Origin of the sequence: Limnobacter sp. UBA7229, from assembly GCF_002473065.1 — a bacterium.
Taxonomy (GTDB): Bacteria; Pseudomonadota; Gammaproteobacteria; order Burkholderiales; family Burkholderiaceae_B; genus Limnobacter; species Limnobacter profundi.
In genome coordinates this window covers 139548-159751 of record NZ_DKTN01000010.1, presented here as the reverse complement: position 1 = coordinate 159751, position 20204 = coordinate 139548, and the positions used below count along the sequence as shown (strand labels likewise).

Here is a 20204-nt window from a genome sequence, read left to right as displayed (position 1 = left end):
GACCCACAGCCAATACGTTGCTATTCGTCTTGCTCGGGCTTGATGTATGGAATGCCTTCTGCACGATACAGGCTGTACACCACATTCATGAATGATTTGATTGTTTCCGATTGATCATAAATCCGGGTACTCATGATCACTGGTGAGTACAAGTCGACCTCATCGAGTAGCTTATACACGATATCAGCACGTTTCATTCCCATCACGCTTTTGGGTACGATCGATACACCAACACCAGCGGCCACCAATAGCAATGCCACCTGAAGATCACGGGCTTCTTGAAGCCTGAAAATTTTCAATCCCCGATCGTTAAATGCATCAAGTACTTGATCTGCAAAGCTGGGGCGAGGTGTTTTGGGGAATACAACGACTATGTCCTGAAGCAAATCTACCAATTTGATTTTGCTACCACTATGTGCAAGTTTGTGTCCCATGGGAAGGGCAACAACAAGCTCTTCATTGCGCAAAACAGTTCGTTTCACTTTCGGATCTTCTCGGCGAATACGGCCAATTCCGACGTCAATCACACCATCTTTCAAAGCTTGAATTTGTTCCATGGTCGTCATTTCATGCAGGCTGACTTCTAAACCGGGGTTGGCTGCTTTGAATCGCCTAACCACCTCCGGAAGCAAACCGAAAAGTGTGGAGCCGACGAAACCCAGCGAAAACTTTTCTTCAATTTTCCCTAGCCGTTTTGTCATGCTGACCAGCTCGCCGGCCTGGGCGAGTAAGCGCACTGCATGCTCGTAAAAAAACTGACCTGCCTCGGTCAGTTCAAGTGGACGTGAATCCCTTTCAATCAATTGGGTCTCCAGCAATTCTTCCAATTGTTGGATTTGTCGGCTCAGTGGTGGCTGAGCCATGTGCAGCCTTTCTGCCGCCTTGGTGAAGTTACGTTCCTCGGCCACAGCCAAGAAATAACGAATGTGTCGAATTTCTATATTCATACCCGTGGGGTATCGAAAAGATACCAATTCAGTGTTGGACACACCAATCTTAGCACTTTTATCCTAGTTTCATTGTTGAACTTTAAACCTCTCCATACCGAATGAATATGATTGAACGCATCCAGGTCTACGTGTTGGACATTCCAACCATACGCCCCCACCAACTGTCTGTTGCCACCATGAAGGCTCAAACATTGGTGTTGGTTAAGTTGACCTGTGCGGATGGCATTGTAGGTTGGGGTGAAGCCACGACCATTGGTGGTTTGAAGTACGGCGACGAGAGCCCTGAGAGTATTGCGATCAATATCGAACAGCACCTAGGTCCTTTGTTGATTGGGATGAACTCACGCAATGTTCGTCAGTGCATGAGCAAGCTTCAGCAGTCTGTACGCGGGAATCGTTTCGCAAAATGTGCGTTAGAAACTGCGATGCTGGATGCGCAGGCACAGCGATTGGGTATTCCGCTTCATGAGTTGTTGGGCGGAGCTCAGACACATGCCTTACCCGTTGCTTGGACTCTGGCCAGCGGTGACACAGACACTGATATCGCTGAGGCCAAGGCGATGCTTGCGGCGAAGCGTCACAAGATTTTCAAGTTGAAAATTGGCGTTCACGAAGTGAAGCGAGATGTGGCTCATGTTTTGGCGATTAAGTCCTCTCTGGGCGATCAGGCGAGTGTACGGGTAGACGTGAATCAAGCGTGGGATGAGCCAACGGCCAATTACGCAATTTCTCGATTGATTGATGGTGGTGTGGACTTGATTGAACAGCCATTGCCCATTGCGAATGTCGCGGGTATGGCGCGTTTAACTCGACGCTTCTCCGTTCCCATGATGGCTGATGAGGCCCTCATGGGCCCGCATGATGCCTTGCGTTTTTGTAACCAAGCCGCAGCCTACGTTTTCTCAATCAAAATCGCGCAAAACGGTGGTTTGCAACAGGCCCGTTTAGTCGCTGATTTGGCAGATCTTTATGGTGTGTCGCTTTATGGCGGGACGATGCTCGAGGGCCCTGTGGGGACGATCGCATCAGCACATCTTTTTTCTACATTCGATGCGTTGCAATTTGGTACCGAATTGTTTGGACCACTTTTGTTATCCGATTCGATTCTGAAAACACCGCTTCGTTACGAGGATTTTTGCCTGCATTTGCCAACAGGCACAGGTTTGGGACTGGACCTTGATCTAGAGAAGATTGAGTCCATGAATAGAAAGCCGCTGAATTAACAGCGTGCCAAAAGAGGAGGAAGACCATGTTGTTCCACGTCAAGATGACTGTGAACTTGCCGCAGTCGATGCCCGCCGAGCAGGCGGATGAGTTGAAACGTACCGAGAAGGCTCGCGCGCAGTCGTTGCAGAAAGAGGGCAAGTGGCGGCACCTGTGGAGGATTGCAGGACAGTACGCCAACTTTAGCGTTTTCGATGTAAGCGACATTGATGAGTTGCACAGTCTGATTTCGACGTTGCCGCTCTTTCCCTACATGCAGATTGAGATTAACCCGTTGGTTCGTCATCCCTCATCAGTGTGGGAAGACGACCGCTAAAAAAGCGGTTTCTTACTTTTAAAAATCCAAAGGAGATTGTGATGAAACATAAAGACATTGAACAACTGGCCAAAAACTACATTGTTGATACTGCGGAAGGCCCCGTAAATAAGCGAGTACAGGAAATCACCCTGCGTTTGCTTACCGATTTGATGAAAGCAATTGAGGACCTGGACATTAGCCAGTCTGAATTCTGGACTGGTGTGGATTACTTTGCCAAAACTGGTGCCGTGGGTGAAATGGCTTTGTTGATCCCTGGCTTGGGATTGGAGCGATTTCTCGACATTCGTGCCGACGAGGCGGATGAGCGAGCAGGATTGCTGAGCGGGACACCTAGAACCATTGAAGGCCCCCTTTATGTAGCTGGCGCACCGGTATGTGAAGGTTTTGCACGTTTGGACGATGGTACCGAAGAGGCTGAGGGTGAAATTCTATTTATGGATGGCACGGTGTTTGATCACAATGGAAAACCTGTACCCAATGCAACTGTAGAAGTTTGGCACGCCAATTTGAAAGGCGGTTATTCATTTTTCGACACGACCCAGAGCGAATTTAATCTGCGCCGCACTCTAATCGCCGATGATCAGGGTAGATATAGTTTCCGCAGTATCGTTCCAAGTGGTTACTCATGCCCACCCAATGGTCAAACCCAGAAGTTGCTTGATCAATTGGGTCGACATGGCCACCGTCCTGCCCACATTCATTTTTTTGTGAGCGCAGAAGGGCACGCCAAGCTTACTACCCAAATCAATATTGATGGTGATCCTTACTTGTGGGATGACTTCGCCTTTGCCAGTCGTGAAGGCCTAATACCGGCAATTAACAAGATTACTGATCCGGCTGAGATCCAAAAGCGTGGCTTGGATCGTCCATTCTCATCAATTCATTTTGATTTCCAGTTGCGCCCCGCTGAGGCTGCTGTGACTGCTGAAGTTGAGCGTCCTCGCCGCGCGGCTTGAGTAAAAGAATCAAAAGGAGTGAGCAATGATTCCAATATTTGAGCAAAAGCCAGGTGCACTGAATTCGATTGATGATTTTTTGGTCGAAGACGAAGAGCGTGGTGACTATCGTGTGCACCGAAGTGCATTTACCGACGAGCGATTGTTTGAGCTCGAGATGAAGACAATCTTTGAAGGAAATTGGATTTACCTGGCACATGAAAGCCAGATCCCGAACGTCAATGATTTTTTCACGACTCACATGGGTCGCCAGCCCGTGTTCATTGCGCGTAATCGTCAGGGTGAACTTAATGCGTTTGTGAATGCCTGTAGTCATCGTGGCGCGCAATTGTGTCGAACTAAAAAAGGCAATCGTGCTACTTACACCTGCCCGTTCCACGGATGGACTTTTAACAATAGCGGCAAGTTGTTGAAGGTGAAAGATCCCGATGAAGCTGGATATCCTGACTGCTTCAACAAGGAAGGCTCCCATGACTTGACCAAGGTAGCTCGCTTTGAAAGCTACCGTGGTTTCCTGTTCGGCAGTTTGAATGCCGATGTACAAAGTCTGAGTGATTTTCTTGGTGAGTCCAAAAAGATTATTGACATGATTGTTGATCAATCCGAGGAAGGGCTCGAAGTACTTCGGGGTTCGTCGACATATACCTTCAATGGCAACTGGAAGTTACAGGCTGAGAACGGCGCAGACGGTTATCACGTCAGTTCTGTTCATTGGAACTATGCAGCAACCACCAATGCCCGTAAGCAACGTAACGCTGGCGAGGATCAAATTCGCGCAATGGATGCCGGTTCCTGGGGCCGGCAAGGAGGGGGGTTCTACTCCTTCGAAAACGGACATTTGCTGTTGTGGACCAAATGGGGCAATCCACAAGATAGGCCCAACTACAGCAAACATGGTCAATACGTCGAGAAGTTTGGTAAGCCCACAGCCGATTGGATGATTGAGAACAGTCGAAATCTGTGCCTTTATCCAAACGTTTATTTGATGGACCAATTCAGTTCGCAGATTCGTGTGTTGCGCCCACTCTCGGTTAACAAAACTGAAGTGACAATCTATTGCATTGCACCGAAAGGTGAGTCGCCCGAGGCTCGTGCGCACCGTATTCGCCAGTATGAAGACTTCTTCAATGTGAGCGGCATGGCTACACCCGACGATCTGGAGGAGTTCCGTTCATGCCAAGAGGGCTACAACGGGATTGCTTCAGAGTGGAACGACATGTGTCGAGGCGCTAAGCACTGGGTCAAGGGTGCGAATGAAGAGGCTCAGAAAATCGGATTGAAGCCGATCTTGAGTGGTACTCGAACAGAGGACGAAGGTTTGTACCCCATTCAACACGGTTACTGGCGTGACGTGATGAAAAATGCGATTGAAGGGGGTAAGTAATCATGATAACCAGAGAACAGGTCGAAAACTTTCTCTTCAAAGAGAGTCGCTTACTTGATGAGCAGCTATGGGATGAGTGGCTAGATTGCTATGACACGTCTGCTCGTTTCTGGATGCCTTCTTGGGATGATGACGGCGAGTTGATCAGTGATCCGCAGAGGGAAATCTCCTTAATTTACTACCCTGATCGCAAAGGGCTGGAAGACAGGGTGTTTCGTATCAAAACTGAGCGGTCCTCGGCAACAAGCCCTATCGCACGAACCTCCCACAACATCAGTAACGTGGAGATTCTTGAGCAAAAAGGACCACGCTGTTCGGTGCGTTTCAACTGGCACACCTTGAGTCATCGTCACAAGCAGGATTTTTCCCATTACGGCTATTGTAAATACGACATCGACTTTTCCGGTGAGAAACCGAGAATTATGGACAAGTACATCGTTCTCAGAAACGACTACATCCATCAAGTGATCGATATCTATAACGTTTAGATCACAGCAATAAGAAGCAGGAGACCAGAATCATGAACTATCAAGTTGCGCTTCAATTCGAAGACGGCGTGACTCGCATCATCGAGTGTGCACCGGGAGAAAAATTGTCTGATGCTGCTTATCGACAGCAAGTCAATATTCCTCTCGATTGCCGTGACGGTGCGTGCGGAACATGCCGTGGGCATTGTGAATCGGGTGTATACGATATGCCCGAGTCCAGTTACATCGAAGATGCACTTACCCCTGAAGAAGCAGTACAGGGATACGTGTTGGCTTGTCAGATGAAACCGAAGAGCAATTGCGTAGTTCAGGTTCCTGCTTCATCTGCGGTTTGCAAAGCTGCTGCGGGTCAATTTAAAACGCGTATTAAATCGGTCAATATGCTCTCGCCTTCAACCATTGAGTTCACGCTTGATTTGGAGGGAAATAAGCCGCTGGACTTTTTGCCAGGTCAATATGCCAAAGTCAATATTCCGGGAACTTCGCTGAGCCGAGCTTATTCATTCAGTTCAGTATCAGGTACTAATCGGGCAAGTTTTGTGGTTCGAAATGTGCCGCAAGGAAAGATGAGTGAATACCTGACCGCGCAGGCGAAGCCCAGCGATGAGGTGTTGTTTGAGGCACCATTTGGTAGTTTTTACCTACGTCCAATTTCAAGGCCAACCTTGTTTCTTGCAGGGGGGACGGGCATCGCCCCATTCCTTTCCATGTTGGGTACCTTGACTCCTGAAACACTGACTCACCCACTTCTATTGGTATATGGCGTTACTCGGGATGAGGATCTGGTAGGGCTTGAGGCATTGGAGGAAGCGGCACATCGACTGCCTATGTTTGACTTCAAGTTCTGTATTTTGGATACACAACGCGATGATGTTTTAAAAGGTTATGTGACTCAGCACGTCGACCAAAATTGGTTGAATGGTAACGAATACGATACCTATTTATGTGGCCCTGTCGCGATGGTTGACGCGGTGCGCAAGTGGCAGGAAGAATCCGCATTGGGTTGTAAGAACTTCTACTTTGAGAAGTTTTCCGCCAGCAGTGAGGTCTAAGTGATGACTAATCCACGTTTCTTAAACAAGGTGTGTGTTGTCACTGGAGCCGCACAGGGTATTGGTCGAGGAGTGGCCTTGGCTTTGGCTCAGGAAGGTGCCCGTTTGGTGTTGGCAGACTACTCTGAGTTGGTGCACGAGGTGGCCAACGAAGTTCGTCTGGAAGGAGTGGAGTGTATTGTTGTGCAGTCTGATTTGGAGACATATGCAGGAGCGACAGCGCTTGCGCACGCGTGTCACAGTGCATTCGATCGATGCGATGTATTAGTCAACAATGTAGGCGGAACAATTTGGGCCAAGCCTTATCAGCATTATGAAGAAGCTGAAATTGAGAAAGAGGTTCGTCGGTCTTTGTTTCCGACCCTTTGGTGTTGTCGCGCATTTCTTCCAGGCATGATTGACAGAAAAAAAGGTGCAATCGTCAACCTGTCATCGATTGCCACCCGAGGCATTCACCGCGTGCCATATTCTGCAAGCAAGGGTGGAGTGAATGCATTGACCGCGAGCCTTGCTTTTGAGCACGCGCAAGATGGCATTCGAGTAAATGCCGTAGCCACAGGCGGCACTGAGGCACCACCAAGAAAAATACCTCGCAATCCCAAACCCTTAAGCGAGGAAGAAAAGGTTTGGTATCAAGGCATTGTGGATCAAACCATTCAAAGTAGCTGGATGCACCGATACGGCAGCATTGATGAGCAGGTTCGTGCCATTCTGTTTCTGGCCTCAGAGGAGGCGAGCTACATTACCGGCACGGTATTGCCGGTAGGTGGCGGTGATCAAGGGTGAGTAGGATGAACGCGCAGGTAATCAGCCGAAGCGACTTCTCCTTCACTGCGATTGCAGCAGGATTCCTGGCGGTACTCGTTTCCTACACGGGACCGATGACCATTTATTACCAAGCTTGGCAAAGTTCTGGGCTGCCCACCGAGCACTTTTCGAGCTGGTTGTGGGCTGTATCCATATCAGCTTGTGTGTCTGGTATCTACCTCAGCCTTCGATACAAAACGCCAATTATTACTGCCTGGTCAGCGCCTGGTGCGGCACTGCTCATCGGATTGATGCCAGGCATCAGCATGGCTGAGGTAGTTGGCGCTTATTTGGCGGTGGCTTTGGCATTGATCGTTATCGGCGCAAGTGGTGTGTTCGACAAACTGTTGGCGGCAATTCCAAAATCAATCGCCTGCGGCATGATGGCAGGCATCTTGATTCAGTTCGGCTTGAAAGCCTTTATTGCAATTGAATCTGCACCAACGCTGGCAGTTAGCCTCATCGTTTTGTATCTGATCTTAAAAGCCTTCTTACCCAGGTACGCACTTGTGGTGTTATTTGTGGTTGGTGTGGGATTGGCCAAATTATTGGGGCTTACCCATCTTGATCAATTACATTTCGAATGGACTGTACCTGTTATTTACATGCCCGAATTTAGTCTGAGTAGTTTACTGAGCTTTGGCATCCCCCTGCTTTTAACCAGTTTGACCGGCCAGTTCTTGCCCGGAATGGCAATTTTACGGAAAGACGGTTACGGCGTGTCAGCAGATCCAATATTGAAAGTCACCGGTCTGCTTTCTGTATTTGTTGCATTTGTTGGTGGCATTACGACAGTCATTGCAGCCATCACTGCAGCGCTTTGTACTGGCAAGGATGCTCATCCGGATTCACAGAAAAGATATGTTGCTGGCGTTGCGAATGGCTTGTTCTACGGCCTGGGCGCCGCCATGGCTGGTTCAGTGGCCATGCTATTTACCGCATTACCTGTTGCCTTAATTGCCGTTATCGCCGGGCTCGGCCTGATAGGTGCGATTGCGAGCAACACCGAAGGTATTTTTCAAAGTCAGCAGGGTAGTGAGGCTGGCTTAATCACACTTTTAGTCACCGCATCTGGACTGAATTTTCTAAGTATTGGCTCCGCGTTTTGGGGGGTAGTACTTGGCTTGTTGGCTTATCACTTATTTAAGCAACCACTTCGACTCACAAACTAGAAATCGACTAATCGATTCAGCTCTGAAGGAGAGAAGACATGCACGCTGTACAGGAGCGTATGAGAGAGATCAACCCGAAGGACTTGATTGCAGGTCTGGAGAAAGGTCTGAAAATTATCGAGGCATTTGACGACATGAGTCAGCGCCTCAGTCCGTCTACTGCGGCCCGTCGAACTGGCTTGCATCGAAGTGCAGCACGGCGACATTTGCTGACCCTCGAGCATCTCGGATACTTGGAAAGTGATGGACACATGTTTTGGCTAACCCCCCGTGTGTTGCGTTTGGGATGGTCTTATGTCGAGTCCGCGAAAGTCCCCAGGATTGTTCAGCCATTTTTGGTCCGAATCAGTCAAGCCCTATCCGCAGAGTCCTATTTCTCGGTATTGGATGGTGACGATCTTGTGGTTGTTGGACGAAGTGGATACATGCAGGAACACAACAGCCATGTGATGCTGGGTTCCCGTGTGTCTCCAAGGTTGCACAGTGCGGGTTTAATGTTGATGTCCACCTTGTCTGATGATCGGATCGAAGAGTGGCTGAACAACGATGGACCCTACTACGCCTTGACCCCATTCACTTACACAAATCCTGACGATATCCGTCGCAAGATCTCGGATATTCGATTACATGGACATTGCCTGCTTGAGCAACAAATCGAGACTGGTACACGTAGTGTTTCAGTGCTGGTAAGAAACCGAGAGTCAATGATTGTGGGTGCGCTGAGCATCACAGTGAAAATTGGTACGCAGGACGTCTATGAGACACGCCAGCAAGTGGTACCAGTTCTCAATAGTGCAGCAGCACTGATACAGGCTGTTTTGTAACCTTTTTGCCCTCCGGTTCTTGCGAACCGTTTTGGGCTGATTCAGTGATGGAGTCAGCCCAGCCTTTCTTTTCAAGGTAGACAATATGATAGACAAAACCAGCCTGAGCATTGAGCAGGCAATATCAACGGTGAAGGATGGTTCAACCATCATGATCGGTGGCTTTGGAACCGCAGGGCAACCTGCTGAATTGATTGATGCACTGATTGCGCATGGTGCTCGAGATTTGACCATTGTCAGTAACAACGCAGGCAATGGCGACATCGGACTTGCGCTGCTGATTAAAGAAAAAAGAGTACGGAAAATGATTTGCTCTTTTCCCCGGCAGCACGATTCCTGGCATTTCGATGCGTTGTATCGCGAAAAGGGAATCGAGCTAGAGTTGGTTCCGCAGGGCAATCTCGCTATTCGTATCCAGGCTGCTGGAGCCGGCTTGGGCGGTGTGTTTACTCCCACGGGCTACGGAACCATATTGGCTGATGGCAAAGAGACTAGAGAAATTGATGGCAAGAACTATGTGTTTGAACTACCAATTCGAGCTGATATCGCTTTAATCAAAGCGCTTAAAGGGGACCGCTGGGGCAATCTGGTTTACAGAAAATCAGCCAGAAATTTCGGTCCAATCATGTCCATGGCTGCGGCTACAACAATTGCCCAGGTCAAGGAAATAGTGCCATTGGGCGAACTTGATCCTGAGCATGTAATTACCCCGGGCATCTTTGTTCAACACGTGATCTGCGCAGGAGTTTAATTATGACTATTCAACCTTTGAGTCGCGATCAGATTGCGCAGCGTGTGGCACTTGATATTGAGGAAGGTGCGTATGTAAATCTTGGTATCGGGTTGCCTACTCGAATCGCCAATTTTCTTGCACCAGGCAAGGAAATTTTCCTGCACAGCGAGAATGGAATTCTGGGAATGGGGCCAGCCCCAGAGGCCGGGGAAGAAGACGATGAACTCATCAACGCTGGCAAAGAACATGTGACCTTGCTGACAGGCGGATGCTTCTTTCATCACGGAGACAGTTTTGCGATGATGAGAGGCGGACATATTGACGTATGCGTTTTGGGCGCGTTTCAGGTGGCGGCCAATGGTGATTTGGCCAACTGGCATACAGGTGCTCCAGATGCGATTCCAGCGGTCGGCGGTGCCATGGATTTGGCTGTAGGTGCGAAGAAGGTATTCGTGACCATGGAGCACAACACAAAGAAGGGTGAGCCCAAGATTGTCGAACGCTGCACCTATCCACTTACCGGTTTGGCATGCGTAGATCGGATTTATACAGATCTTGCAGTGATCGACGTAACACCCAGAGGTTTGGTTGTGTTGGAGATGGCTCCAGGAATTGACATTCAAACTTTGCAGAATCGCACTGAAGCGCCACTGCATTACAACATTTAAGTCGGGTGGGAAACATGACAAAGTCGATAGTAGATGCCTTCATCATTGATGCAATCAGAACACCTTTTGGTCGTTATGCTGGGGCACTGAGTTCTGTTCGCCCTGACGATCTTGGTGCGGTTCCGTTGAAGGCGTTGTTGGCGAGAAATCCACAACTCAATCCTGAGTTGATTGATGATGTGATCTACGGTTGTGCGAACCAGGCCGGTGAGGACAACCGCAATGTTGGGCGAATGAGTTTATTGCTCGCTAGATTTCCACACACCGTACCAGGTACAACCGTTAACCGCCTGTGTGGCTCAAGTCTCGATGCGATTTCACTTGCATCTCGTTCTATAAAAAGCGGTGAGGCATCAATCATGATCGCCGGCGGTGTGGAAAGTATGAGTCGAGCACCCTTTGTGATGGGAAAAGCTGAGAGTGCATTTTCACGAAGTGCCAATGTTGAGGACACAACCATTGGATGGCGTTTTGTCAATAAGGCAATGAAGAATTTGCATGGTACCCATTCCATGCCTGAAACGGCAGAAAATGTGGCCGAGGATTTTAGAATTGCCAGATCGGATCAGGATCTTTTTGCATTGCGTAGTCAACAGAAAGCTTCAAAAGCGATTTCAAGTGGTCGCCTAGCTCAGGAGATTGTGCCTGTGATTATTCCTCAAAAAAAGGGGGATGCTACGCAATTCACCACTGATGAACACCCACGTGAAACCACACTTGAGCAACTTTCAAAACTAAAGGGTGTAGTTAAACCTGAAGGCACTGTTACTGCGGGGAATGCGTCTGGTGTTAATGATGGTGCCTGTGCATTGCTCTTGGCTTCGTCGGCGGCAGTCAATACTTTTGGATTTAAAGCGCGAGCACGCGTGATTGGCTCCGCAACCGCAGGTGTGCCTCCGAGAATCATGGGGTTTGGCCCTGCTCCAGCAATTAAAAAAGTTCTTCAGCAAACCGGTCTGAGTATCAAAGACATGGATGTCATTGAACTGAATGAAGCCTTTGCCGCACAAGCTTTGGCAGTAACTCGTGCCTTGGAATTGGCTGATGACGATGAGCGAATCAACCCGAACGGAGGTGCTATTGCTTTGGGTCATCCTCTGGGGGCATCAGGTGCACGTTTGGTAACCACAGCCTTGTATCAGCTTGAACGAACAGGCGGCCGATATGCATTGTGTTCCATGTGTATTGGAGTTGGTCAGGGCATCGCATTAATTATTGAACGTGTGTGAGGTAGACATGAGCTTGCCAATACAATTGCATGTTCAACACCGAGGGCTCGAGACAGGAATTCCTGTTGTATTCCTGAATTCATTGGGTACCGATTTGAATATGTGGAACCAACAGGTTGAGCAACTTTCATCACGCTTTCGCATCATTCAAATGGACACCCGAGGGCATGGACAATCATCGGTAACTTCTGGGCCATACACGATCGATTTGTTGTGTAGTGACGTTATTAATACCCTGGATGCTTTGGGTGTATCTAAGGCATATTTCTGCGGAATTTCCATGGGTGGAATGATGGCTTTAAAACTTGCCATTGATTATCCAGAGCGCGTTGAAAAAGTTGTGGCTGCAAATACTGCCGCTTTAATTGGACAGAAGGCGGCCTGGTTGGAGCGTGCTGGCCTAGTTCGAACAAAAGGCATGAGCCCAGTCGTTTCGGGTGCTGCTGGACGTTGGTTTACCAATCAATTTGTCAGCGAGCAAACTGATCGGGTCAATATGTTATTGGCTCAATTGTCTAACACTGCGCCCGAGGGCTATGCGTCATGTTGCGAGGCTTTGTCCAGTGCAGATATTCGTGAAGAGTTAGCCGGTATTTTAGCACCTGTCTGTATTATCGCAGGAGAGTTCGATCCGGTGACTACAGTTGCGGATGGCCAGTTTCTTGTTCAGAAAGTTTCAGGTTCATGTTTGGAAATTCTGCCATCTTCACATTTGTCGAATGTGGAAAGTCCACAGCAATTCTCCGAAATTATCTCGCGATTTTTTTAGGTTCGATCTGTGAACTTGTGGGGCGCTGATCGCTCATTCTAGTGCCCCACAATGTGTCGTCTTTTTCTCCTGATTTCTAAAATTGAATTGGTTGAAAACCAATTCCATAAACAGAAATTACCCGATTAGGAATTTTCGGGTGGAGGAGATTCCCGTGAAAAAATTATCCCTGTGCATCGCACTTGCACTGAGTACGTCGTTTGCCCATTCTCAATCCAGCAGTCCGCTTACCTTTGAAGCAGGTGGTGCGAAATTTACCCTCTATGGAAATGTGGATACCTACTTAAGCTATCAACGAAGCAGCAGTGGGACGTCTTTCACATCGCTTCAAGAGGGTGCTTTCTTGCGTACTCGATTAGGTGTGATGGGAGAGAAGGATCTAGGTAGCGGGCTGAAAGCAAAGTTCACACTTGAGCAAGGACTTAAAAGTTTGAGTGGTGAGCAGGCTCAAACAGATCGTTTGTTTGATCGCCAGGCCTGGGTTGGATTAGAAACGCAGTATGGTGAATTACGTGTGGGTCGTCAAAACACGTTGATATTCGCGCCTTTGGCTTTGTATCAAGATTTCACATATAGGTCCTTGGGTTCTTTGGCGAATTCATTTTCGTTTCCTGCTCGACTGGATGATGACATTGCTTACATCTCGCCACGAATGGCTGGTTTTAAGATTGAGGCACATTATTCATTCGAGAGCGACGACAGCGCACCAGCAACAAGTGGCCCCGGGGTGGCCACATCAGACAACAAAGATGTTGGCGTTGCGCAGTTGGGTGTTGATTATGAAAATGGCCCGTTCCGTGTGGGCTTGGCGGGTCTTGAGGCGAGTACACCCAAGAACTTTGTGAATCAACGAGAAGCCTATTTCTACAACGCCTATTTGAACTACAACTACGGCAAGGGAAAGATCTACTTGGCGCACACTGAAAGCAATAATCGGGCACAAGCCGGTTTGCCTGCACCTCAAGCTTTCCCATTGTTTCCACTTGGTGGGCAAAATGATGTTGCCACTCGCAATCGTGACTATGGTATCTCAACCATATCTGCTGATTACATGGTTACGGAGAAGCTTCGTGTAGGAGCCTTGTATTCTATGATCAATGACCAGTCGGGCAATAACGATGAGGCAGATGGTTACGCGCTTGGGGCATATTGGAATGCGTTGAGAGACACCACCCTCTACCTCATCGTTGCTGGTATTGATAACGAGAGCAATGGTTCCTATCAATTTGATGGGTCCGCACCTTTGAGAAAGCGCTTCGGTGCAGCCGATGTTGTTGGTGAACGTCTCACATCCGTGAACGTGGGTTTCTTGTATCGCTTCTGATTCAAAGGGAAAATAAAAAAGCCGCCCTTCACCATGAAGAGCGGCTTTTTTCATGCTTTGATCAAACACCCAAATGTTGTTGAATAATTTCAGGAGTTGATTTCAGTGTGGCAGTTGAACCATCAAATACTAGTTCGCCCTTGACCATGATCATGGCTCTGTCGCAGATATTGCCAAGCGCGCGGTGATTCTTGTCGACGATCACAACAGCAATATTGGTCTCCCGCACTTGTTGTACGATGCCCCAAATTTCCTGGGCTATCAGAGGGGCCAGTCCTTCTGTTGCTTCATCGAGAATCAAAAGATCTGGGTTTGTCATTAATGCTCTTCCAATCGTCAGCATTTGTTGCTCTCCCCCAGAGAGCTGCCAACCACCGTTGTTGATTCTTTCGCCCAGCCGTGGAAAAGTATTCATCACACGATCGAATGTCCAGTCTCGTCTTCCATTCATACCGGGTCGCGCGGCCATCACCAAGTTCTCTCTCACATTCAGATTTGGGAAAATACCCCTTCCCTCTGGTACGTAGGCAATTCCCATTTTGGCGATTTGATGGGTAACTGGTCTTTGAACCGCTTTCCCTCTTATTGACATTTGTCCATCCCGAAACGGGACGATTCCCAATAAACTTTTCAGTAGAGTGGTTTTTCCCATGCCATTGCGCCCCATGAGCGCAATTCCTTCTCCAGCCTTAATCGAGAAATCAACACCTCTCAAAATATGACTTCGACCATAGAAGGTATTGAGTCCTTTGGCTTCAAGAATGATTTCATTCATTACCTTCCTCCTCGCCAAGGTAGGCTACTTTGACTTTCTTACTTTGCTTAATTGTATTTGGGCATCCTGATTCAAGTACTTCACCGTTGACCATGACAGTGATTTCATCGGCCACTGCAAACACGGCATCCATGTCGTGTTCAACCAGCAAAATCGCATGGTCCTGTTTTAGTTGATTCAGCAAATCAACCATGCAGGCGGATTCCTGTGCGCCCATTCCCGCCAAAGGTTCGTCTAGCAGCAGGACTTTTGCGTCTGTGGCTAGCACCATCGCGATCTCGAGCTGACGTTGTTCGCCATGACTCAGTGCGCTGGCTAGCCAATCGATTTTCGACTGAAGTCCTGCTTTTTCAACGCAGACTTTGGCTTTGCTTATTACCTTTGAATTGCTGGCAACGCTGGACATAATTTTCCAGGCCTCTGGCTTTCTGCTTTGTGCCGCTAACCTTACATTCTCAAGCACTGTGAAGTTCAGCATGATGTTTGTACGCTGGTAGCTACGTCCGATACCAAGTTTTGATCGCTGAGTGTTACTCATTGCGGTGATGTCCTTACCGTGAAGTTCAATGCGACCTTCACTGACTGGCAAGTCTCCCGACAGTAGATTTATGCAGGTGGATTTTCCTGCACCATTTGGACCCAGAAGGGCATGCAATTTTCCGGTTTTCAGTTGAATGTTGAGGTTATTGTTGGCCAATAAGCCACCAAATCTTTTACTTACGCCGTTTGCATTCAATACTACATCGCTCATGATTTGCTCCAACTTTGCAGCGTTTGTTTGATTCGACCGGGTAATTGAACAATTCCACCGGGCATGAACAAGACAGCAAAGACAATTACAGACCCCATTAACAATGGCCAGTGCTCTGTGATGTCAGCAAACATGTCTTGCATCAACACAAATGCTGCAGCGCCCAAGACGGCGCCAATCAAATTTCCCATACCACCCAGAATCACCATGAGTAGAACGTTTCCAGATTCATGCCATGAAAGGAGTTCTGGTGTGACAAAGCCGAAGATAAGGGCATATAGAAAGCCAGCACAACCTGCCAAGGTGCCAGCAATTGTGAAAGCGCCTAGCTTGTACCAGTACGTGGAATAGCCCATGGACTGCATGCGGTGCTCATTGCTTTTTATACCCTGAAGGGTTTTTCCGAATGGCGAGTTCAGCATTCGCTTCAGGAAAGAATAAACAAGCACCAGGCAGGCAAGCACGAGCCAGTAGATGTTCGACATCTCACTAATATCAAAAAGCGTGGTGCCGAACAGCTCAGGAATGGGGCGAGAGTTTACATATACGCCGTCTGATCCTCCACCGATGTCGGTGTCATGGAACACAAAGTACATCATTTGAGCGAACGCCAGGGTCACCATGATGAAGTAGATGCCCTTGGTTCTCAATACGAAAAGTCCTACGATCAGCGCTGCAATTCCAGCGCACAACATTGATAGTGCGAGCGTCACAAACAGATTACTTTCATCAGCGCTGGACGTGTAGATCGCGACTGTATAAGCGGCCAGTCCAAAATAAGCAGCGTGACCGAAACTGATCAACCCAGTGAACCCAATGAGTAGGTCAAGGCTCATTGCAAAGATCGCAAATACTAGAATCTTTGCAACCAGTTCAGTGTGAAAACTGTCTAGCCCAAATGGTACAAATATCAGTGCGAGCAGCACGATTGCGAGAAGTAAGTTTTTAATTGAATTATTCGACATGTTCGAAGCTCCTTAGCTGCGGTTAAAGAGACCTTCAGGTCGCCATAGCAGTACTGCCGCCATTACCAGGTAAACCAGCATTCCGGAGATTTCAGGAAGAAAAACCTTTCCGAAGGTGTCTGTGAAGCCGATCACCAAGGAGGCAAGTAATGCCCCCCAAACAGAGCCGATTCCACCAATCACGACGACCACAAACGAAATAATCAGCACATGTGAGCCCATGTTTGGAAACACGGATGACACGGGCGCAGAAAGCATGCCTGACAACACTGCGAGGCTAACCCCCAGTGCAAAAACAAACATGTAGATTCGATTGATGTTGATGCCAAGGGCCTGCACCATAACCCGATCATGATTGCCTGCCCTGATCATCATGCCCAAGCGGGTGCGTTGGATCAGGAAGTAAAGGCCGATGGCCAAGATGATACACACGGCTGATATTGCAAGCCTATACACCGGATAGGTTTGAACATCACCGAGCGGAATGGAACCAGTAAGCCATTCCGGAACGGGTACGCCGTGAACATCGTTGCCCACCAGTAGACTTCTGATTTCCTCGAAGATGAGGATCAACCCGTAGGTAAGTAGAACCTGTTCAAGATGATCACGTTTGTATAGGTGCGTAATCAGTAATTTCTCCAGCAGGGCACCAAATACAAATGCAAGCGGAAGGCCGATTGCGATTGCAATCAGCAAGCTGTCAAATGTACCGGTCAGGACGAATGCCAGGTAGGCGCCAATCATGTAAAAACTTCCATGAGCCAGATTGATGACGCCCATGATGCCGAACACCAAAGTTAATCCGCTGGCGACTAAAAACAGTACCAGGCTGTACTGCACTGCATTGAGTAGTTGTATGAAGAAAGAAATGAAATCCATAAGAGTCCCCGGCAGGAGCGATTCATTCACTCCTGCGGTTGATAGCATTTGAAATACGTTGGATATAGTTGCTTTGTTTTACATCTTGCAACCACGAGCTGGGTCGTCCAGCGCCGGGATAGCCACACCTACAACGTTATTCAAGCCGTTCTTGACTTCGCGTAAATAAATGTTCTGAATAGGGTTGTGTGCTTTGGAAATTGAAATGGGGCCACGTGGACTTTGAAACTTGGCCGCTTTCATACCGGCTGCGATTTCCTTCACTTTCTCGGTATTGCCTTTGGCTGCCTTTAGGCCAGCCTCGTAAAGTTTGGCTGCGTCGTAACCTTGAACCGCATACACATCAGGAGTGGCTTTGTACCGCTTTTCATAGTTGGCACGGAAGCTAATATCGATCGGATCTTTGAGCCCATCTGCATAGTGCAATGTGGTCATTACACCATCTGCTGATTTACCAACTGCAGGAAGTACACCATCTGTTAGGAAACCAGAACCATAGAGTGGAATGTTTCCTTTCAATCCAGCGGCCTCATAATCTTTCAGAAATTTTGCAGCGCCACCACCCGCGAAGAATACAAATACTGCGTCAGGCTTAATCGATGCAATTTCAGTTAAGAATGGCTGGAATTCGACGTTGGGGAAGGGCAGGTTCATATCTTTGATGACAGTGCCGCCACCTTTTACAAAGCTCTCTTTGAAGCCTTCGATAGATTGTTTTCCACCCGCGTAATTCCAGGTCAGCGTAACCACTTTTTTATGGCCTTTGTCCGCCATCACTTTACCCATTGCGTAAGCAGGCTGCCACATGCTGAAAGATGTTCGAAAAACATTGGGGGCGCAGAGCTCACGAGTGAGTTCATCAGCACCTGCGTTCGGGATGATCATCAGGGTTTTGCTATCACGGGCTACTTTTGCCATGGCCATTGCTACACCTGAGTGGACTGTGCCTACCAGTACATCCACCTCGTCGCGTTTGACCAGTTTGCGGGTATTTTCAACTGCCTTGGACGGATTGGATTCATCATCCACCACATAGTATTCCACGGGTAATCCAGCCAATTTTCCGCCGTTTTCATCGACGTATTGCTTAAAGCCATTGGTAATTGCGTCTCCCAAGGCTGCATAGGTCCCGGAATAGGGAAGCATCAAGCCAATTTTGACTTTGTCGGCTGCGTGACTTGCCAGTGAGTACACGGACAATGTACCTGCCAGTGCAATTGATAGCGCAGAACGCAGGGCGCGGGTATTCCTTTGAGTAGAACTCATCACAACTCCTCCATTGAATATTTGTTATTGCCTTTTATTGGCTCGCCACTTTGTCATACCCAAAAGGCATGAACTGAAGCATGTTGTGAACTTATCGAACGGGAAGTTGGCTGTCCAACACTGAATAAGTATCTGTTTGATACCTTTTTGATATATAAAAAAAGAACCTGGTGAGGCGACTCACCAGGTTCAAGCTGCAAATCCGTCTTACTTTTCAGGAGCAAAAAGTTAAAACGGGTACTGGATACCTTGCTCCATCACGCTAATCCATTGGGATGTGGTGAATTCATCGATGTTTGCAGGACCACCGAAGCGGCCACTGCTACCAGAAGATCCCAAACCTCCGAAAGGTACCTGGAACTCGTTGTTTACAGTTTGATCATTGATATGAACCATGCCTACATGGATTCGATTGGCGATACGAAGTGCGCGCTCTGTGGAACGAGAATGAATGGCTGTTGACAATCCATAGTCAGATCCGTTGATGAGCGCTACTGCCTCATCGTCTGTTGAAAAAGTGGTAATCGGGGCTACTGGTCCGAAAATTTCCTCTGAGTAAACAGGCATTTCAGGGGTTACATTTCCCAGAACTGTGGCTTCATAGAAATTTCCTTTTCGTTTGCCGCCAGCCAGCAAGGTAGCTCCCATTTCAATCGATCTGTTTACAATGCGCTCTACCCGTTGTGCTTGAGTTTCGTTGATCAAAGGTCCTAAGTGAACCTGTTCCTTCCATGGGTTACCGCAGAAAAGGTTCTTCGCACGTTGGCTTAACAAATTTGCATATTGGTCTGCAATTGATTCATGGACAAGGTGGCGGCCTGATTGCATGCAGATCTGGCCTTGATGTAGAAATGATCCCCAAGCCGCGCAAGAGACAGCCGACTCCAAGTCGGCGTCATCAAGAATAACCATGGCATTGTTGCCACCCAACTCGAGAGCAGCCTTCTTGAGCATGCGACCGCAGGTTTCTCCAATTTTCAGGCCAACTGCTGTCGATCCCGTAAACGAGATCATCTTGACCAAGGGGTGTTTAACCAAAGCTTCACCAATTTCTGGTCCACCTGGCAGTACATGAAAAACCCCTTCGGGCAAACCAGCTTCCCGAAGAATTTCAGCCATCAAAGCACCACCACAAATGGCACTTTTGACATCAGGCTTCAAGATGACGCAATTGCCCATGGCCAACGCAGGGAAAACTGAGCGCATGGACAGCAGAACAGGAAAGTTCCAAGGAGCAATTACTCCAACCGTACCTATTGGAATTCTTTTCCAATAGTTTCTTCGTCCAGGCATGTTGGATGGGAAGATTTGCCCATGAGGTTGCATGGGCAGCGCTGCAGCCATAAGGGCTTGTTCGTAGGTCGCTTGCAACTCCCACTGCGCTTTTGGCGGGATGGAGCCGCATTCGCGGGTGTTCCAACCGTTGATTTCATCAGCTCGGCTCTTGAGTAAACTGGCTGCGTTGCGAAGAATTTCCGCTTTCCTGTCGAATGGTACTGCTGCCCATTCTTGTTGGGTTTTCTGAGCGATGTTGGCGGCGTGATCAACATCCTCTATTGAAGCTGTTTGAAGCGTGGACAGTAGATCGCCGGTGGCGGGCTCGATGACGGACACTTGCTCGCCATGGCCTGTTCGCCACCCACCCATAAAAATGTGCTCATTCCAGACC

21 protein-coding genes are annotated in these 20204 nt (G+C 48.4%); 14 read left to right on the top strand and 7 right to left on the bottom strand.

Annotation, left to right across the window (positions count from 1 at the left end; genetic code table 11):
• Positions 1-20 precede the first annotated feature (20 nt).
• On the bottom strand, positions 21-941 hold the full coding sequence (locus B4C79_RS05215; RefSeq protein WP_291762529.1) for a LysR family transcriptional regulator: 921 nt from the start codon (positions 939-941) through the stop codon (positions 21-23).
• 113 nt (positions 942-1054) lie between these two features.
• Between B4C79_RS05215 and B4C79_RS05210 the strand changes: the two genes are divergently transcribed.
• The 14 genes from B4C79_RS05210 (at position 1055) to B4C79_RS05145 (ending at position 13899) form a co-directional block, all read left to right on the top strand.
• Complete coding sequence (locus B4C79_RS05210; protein ID WP_291762335.1) at positions 1055-2173, top strand: muconate/chloromuconate family cycloisomerase; 1119 nt, start codon at positions 1055-1057, stop codon at positions 2171-2173.
• Between the two features lie 26 nt (positions 2174-2199).
• Complete coding sequence (gene catC / locus B4C79_RS05205) at positions 2200-2490, top strand: muconolactone Delta-isomerase (protein WP_291762332.1); 291 nt, start codon at positions 2200-2202, stop codon at positions 2488-2490.
• Between the two features lie 41 nt (positions 2491-2531).
• Positions 2532-3449, top strand: coding sequence for a catechol 1,2-dioxygenase (gene catA / locus B4C79_RS05200; RefSeq protein ID WP_291762329.1), 918 nt, complete (start codon positions 2532-2534; stop codon positions 3447-3449).
• 25 nt (positions 3450-3474) lie between these two features.
• The gene (gene benA, locus B4C79_RS05195) at positions 3475-4833 is read left to right on the top strand and encodes a benzoate 1,2-dioxygenase large subunit (RefSeq protein WP_291762325.1); all 1359 of its coding nucleotides are present in this window, start codon (positions 3475-3477) and stop codon (positions 4831-4833) included.
• Between the two features lie 2 nt (positions 4834-4835).
• A complete protein-coding gene (gene benB, locus B4C79_RS05190; RefSeq protein WP_291762322.1) occupies positions 4836-5321 on the top strand; it encodes a benzoate 1,2-dioxygenase small subunit in 486 nt (161 codons plus the stop codon).
• A 32-nt stretch (positions 5322-5353) separates the two neighbouring features.
• Positions 5354-6373: a benzoate 1,2-dioxygenase electron transfer component BenC gene (gene benC, locus B4C79_RS05185; RefSeq protein ID WP_291762319.1), complete on the top strand. Its 1020-nt coding sequence runs from the start codon at positions 5354-5356 to the stop codon at positions 6371-6373.
• Positions 6374-6376: 3 nt separating this feature from the next.
• Positions 6377-7159 carry a 1,6-dihydroxycyclohexa-2,4-diene-1-carboxylate dehydrogenase gene (locus B4C79_RS05180; protein WP_291762316.1) on the top strand — a complete coding sequence of 261 codons (783 nt, stop codon included), beginning with the start codon at positions 6377-6379 and terminating at the stop codon, positions 7157-7159.
• A 5-nt stretch (positions 7160-7164) separates the two neighbouring features.
• Entirely contained in the window at positions 7165-8352 is a 1188-nt protein-coding gene (locus B4C79_RS05175) for a benzoate/H(+) symporter BenE family transporter (RefSeq protein WP_291762313.1), read from the top strand.
• Positions 8353-8390: 38 nt separating this feature from the next.
• Entirely contained in the window at positions 8391-9176 is a 786-nt protein-coding gene (locus B4C79_RS05170; protein WP_291762310.1) for an IclR family transcriptional regulator domain-containing protein, read from the top strand.
• A gap of 85 nt (positions 9177-9261) precedes the next feature.
• Entirely contained in the window at positions 9262-9927 is a 666-nt protein-coding gene (locus B4C79_RS05165; protein WP_291762307.1) for a 3-oxoacid CoA-transferase subunit A, read from the top strand.
• 2 nt (positions 9928-9929) lie between these two features.
• Positions 9930-10577 carry a 3-oxoacid CoA-transferase subunit B gene (locus tag B4C79_RS05160; protein ID WP_414674100.1) on the top strand — a complete coding sequence of 216 codons (648 nt, stop codon included), beginning with the start codon at positions 9930-9932 and terminating at the stop codon, positions 10575-10577.
• Positions 10578-10603: 26 nt separating this feature from the next.
• Positions 10604-11806 (top strand): 3-oxoadipyl-CoA thiolase, encoded by a 1203-nt coding sequence (pcaF, locus tag B4C79_RS05155; RefSeq protein WP_291762523.1) that lies wholly within the window; start codon positions 10604-10606, stop codon positions 11804-11806.
• A 7-nt stretch (positions 11807-11813) separates the two neighbouring features.
• Positions 11814-12575, top strand: a complete 762-nt coding sequence (pcaD, locus tag B4C79_RS05150; RefSeq protein ID WP_291762305.1) for a 3-oxoadipate enol-lactonase — start codon at positions 11814-11816, stop codon at positions 12573-12575.
• 154 nt (positions 12576-12729) lie between these two features.
• Entirely contained in the window at positions 12730-13899 is a 1170-nt protein-coding gene (locus tag B4C79_RS05145) for a porin (protein ID WP_291762302.1), read from the top strand.
• Positions 13900-13960: 61 nt separating this feature from the next.
• Here the strand turns inward: B4C79_RS05145 and B4C79_RS05140 are convergent, their stop codons facing one another.
• The 6 genes from B4C79_RS05140 to B4C79_RS05115 form a co-directional block, all read right to left on the bottom strand.
• Complete coding sequence (locus B4C79_RS05140; protein WP_291762298.1) at positions 13961-14674, bottom strand: ABC transporter ATP-binding protein; 714 nt, start codon at positions 14672-14674, stop codon at positions 13961-13963.
• Positions 14667-15425: an ABC transporter ATP-binding protein gene (locus B4C79_RS05135; RefSeq protein WP_291762295.1), complete on the bottom strand. Its 759-nt coding sequence runs from the start codon at positions 15423-15425 to the stop codon at positions 14667-14669. The genes B4C79_RS05140 and B4C79_RS05135 overlap by 8 nt, the downstream gene beginning before the upstream one ends.
• Positions 15422-16390, bottom strand: a complete 969-nt coding sequence (locus B4C79_RS05130; RefSeq protein ID WP_291762292.1) for a branched-chain amino acid ABC transporter permease — start codon at positions 16388-16390, stop codon at positions 15422-15424. The genes B4C79_RS05135 and B4C79_RS05130 overlap by 4 nt, the downstream gene beginning before the upstream one ends.
• 12 nt (positions 16391-16402) lie before the next feature.
• The gene (locus B4C79_RS05125; RefSeq protein ID WP_291762520.1) at positions 16403-17269 is read right to left on the bottom strand and encodes a branched-chain amino acid ABC transporter permease; all 867 of its coding nucleotides are present in this window, start codon (positions 17267-17269) and stop codon (positions 16403-16405) included.
• A gap of 78 nt (positions 17270-17347) precedes the next feature.
• Complete coding sequence (locus B4C79_RS05120; protein ID WP_291762288.1) at positions 17348-18535, bottom strand: ABC transporter substrate-binding protein; 1188 nt, start codon at positions 18533-18535, stop codon at positions 17348-17350.
• A gap of 228 nt (positions 18536-18763) precedes the next feature.
• Complete coding sequence (locus B4C79_RS05115) at positions 18764-20182, bottom strand: benzaldehyde dehydrogenase (protein WP_291762518.1); 1419 nt, start codon at positions 20180-20182, stop codon at positions 18764-18766.
• Positions 20183-20204 lie beyond the last annotated feature (22 nt).

Coding starts and splice junctions, on each gene's coding strand:
- B4C79_RS05125 (WP_291762520.1), bottom strand. CDS start 17,269: ATGGATTTCATTTCTTTCTTCATACAACTACTCAATGCAGTGCAGTAC.
- catC (WP_291762332.1), top strand. CDS start 2,200: ATGTTGTTCCACGTCAAGATGACTGTGAACTTGCCGCAGTCGATGCCC.
- B4C79_RS05180 (WP_291762316.1), top strand. CDS start 6,377: ATGACTAATCCACGTTTCTTAAACAAGGTGTGTGTTGTCACTGGAGCC.
- catA (WP_291762329.1), top strand. CDS start 2,532: ATGAAACATAAAGACATTGAACAACTGGCCAAAAACTACATTGTTGAT.
- B4C79_RS05120 (WP_291762288.1), bottom strand. CDS start 18,535: ATGAGTTCTACTCAAAGGAATACCCGCGCCCTGCGTTCTGCGCTATCA.
- B4C79_RS05210 (WP_291762335.1), top strand. CDS start 1,055: ATGATTGAACGCATCCAGGTCTACGTGTTGGACATTCCAACCATACGC.
- B4C79_RS05160 (WP_414674100.1), top strand. CDS start 9,930: ATGACTATTCAACCTTTGAGTCGCGATCAGATTGCGCAGCGTGTGGCA.
- B4C79_RS05115 (WP_291762518.1), bottom strand. CDS start 20,182: ATGGGTGGGTGGCGAACAGGCCATGGCGAGCAAGTGTCCGTCATCGAG.
- B4C79_RS05140 (WP_291762298.1), bottom strand. CDS start 14,674: ATGAATGAAATCATTCTTGAAGCCAAAGGACTCAATACCTTCTATGGT.
- B4C79_RS05170 (WP_291762310.1), top strand. CDS start 8,391: ATGCACGCTGTACAGGAGCGTATGAGAGAGATCAACCCGAAGGACTTG.
- pcaD (WP_291762305.1), top strand. CDS start 11,814: ATGAGCTTGCCAATACAATTGCATGTTCAACACCGAGGGCTCGAGACA.
- B4C79_RS05165 (WP_291762307.1), top strand. CDS start 9,262: ATGATAGACAAAACCAGCCTGAGCATTGAGCAGGCAATATCAACGGTG.
- benB (WP_291762322.1), top strand. CDS start 4,836: ATGATAACCAGAGAACAGGTCGAAAACTTTCTCTTCAAAGAGAGTCGC.
- B4C79_RS05175 (WP_291762313.1), top strand. CDS start 7,165: ATGAACGCGCAGGTAATCAGCCGAAGCGACTTCTCCTTCACTGCGATT.
- benA (WP_291762325.1), top strand. CDS start 3,475: ATGATTCCAATATTTGAGCAAAAGCCAGGTGCACTGAATTCGATTGAT.
- B4C79_RS05130 (WP_291762292.1), bottom strand. CDS start 16,390: ATGTCGAATAATTCAATTAAAAACTTACTTCTCGCAATCGTGCTGCTC.
- benC (WP_291762319.1), top strand. CDS start 5,354: ATGAACTATCAAGTTGCGCTTCAATTCGAAGACGGCGTGACTCGCATC.
- B4C79_RS05135 (WP_291762295.1), bottom strand. CDS start 15,425: ATGAGCGATGTAGTATTGAATGCAAACGGCGTAAGTAAAAGATTTGGT.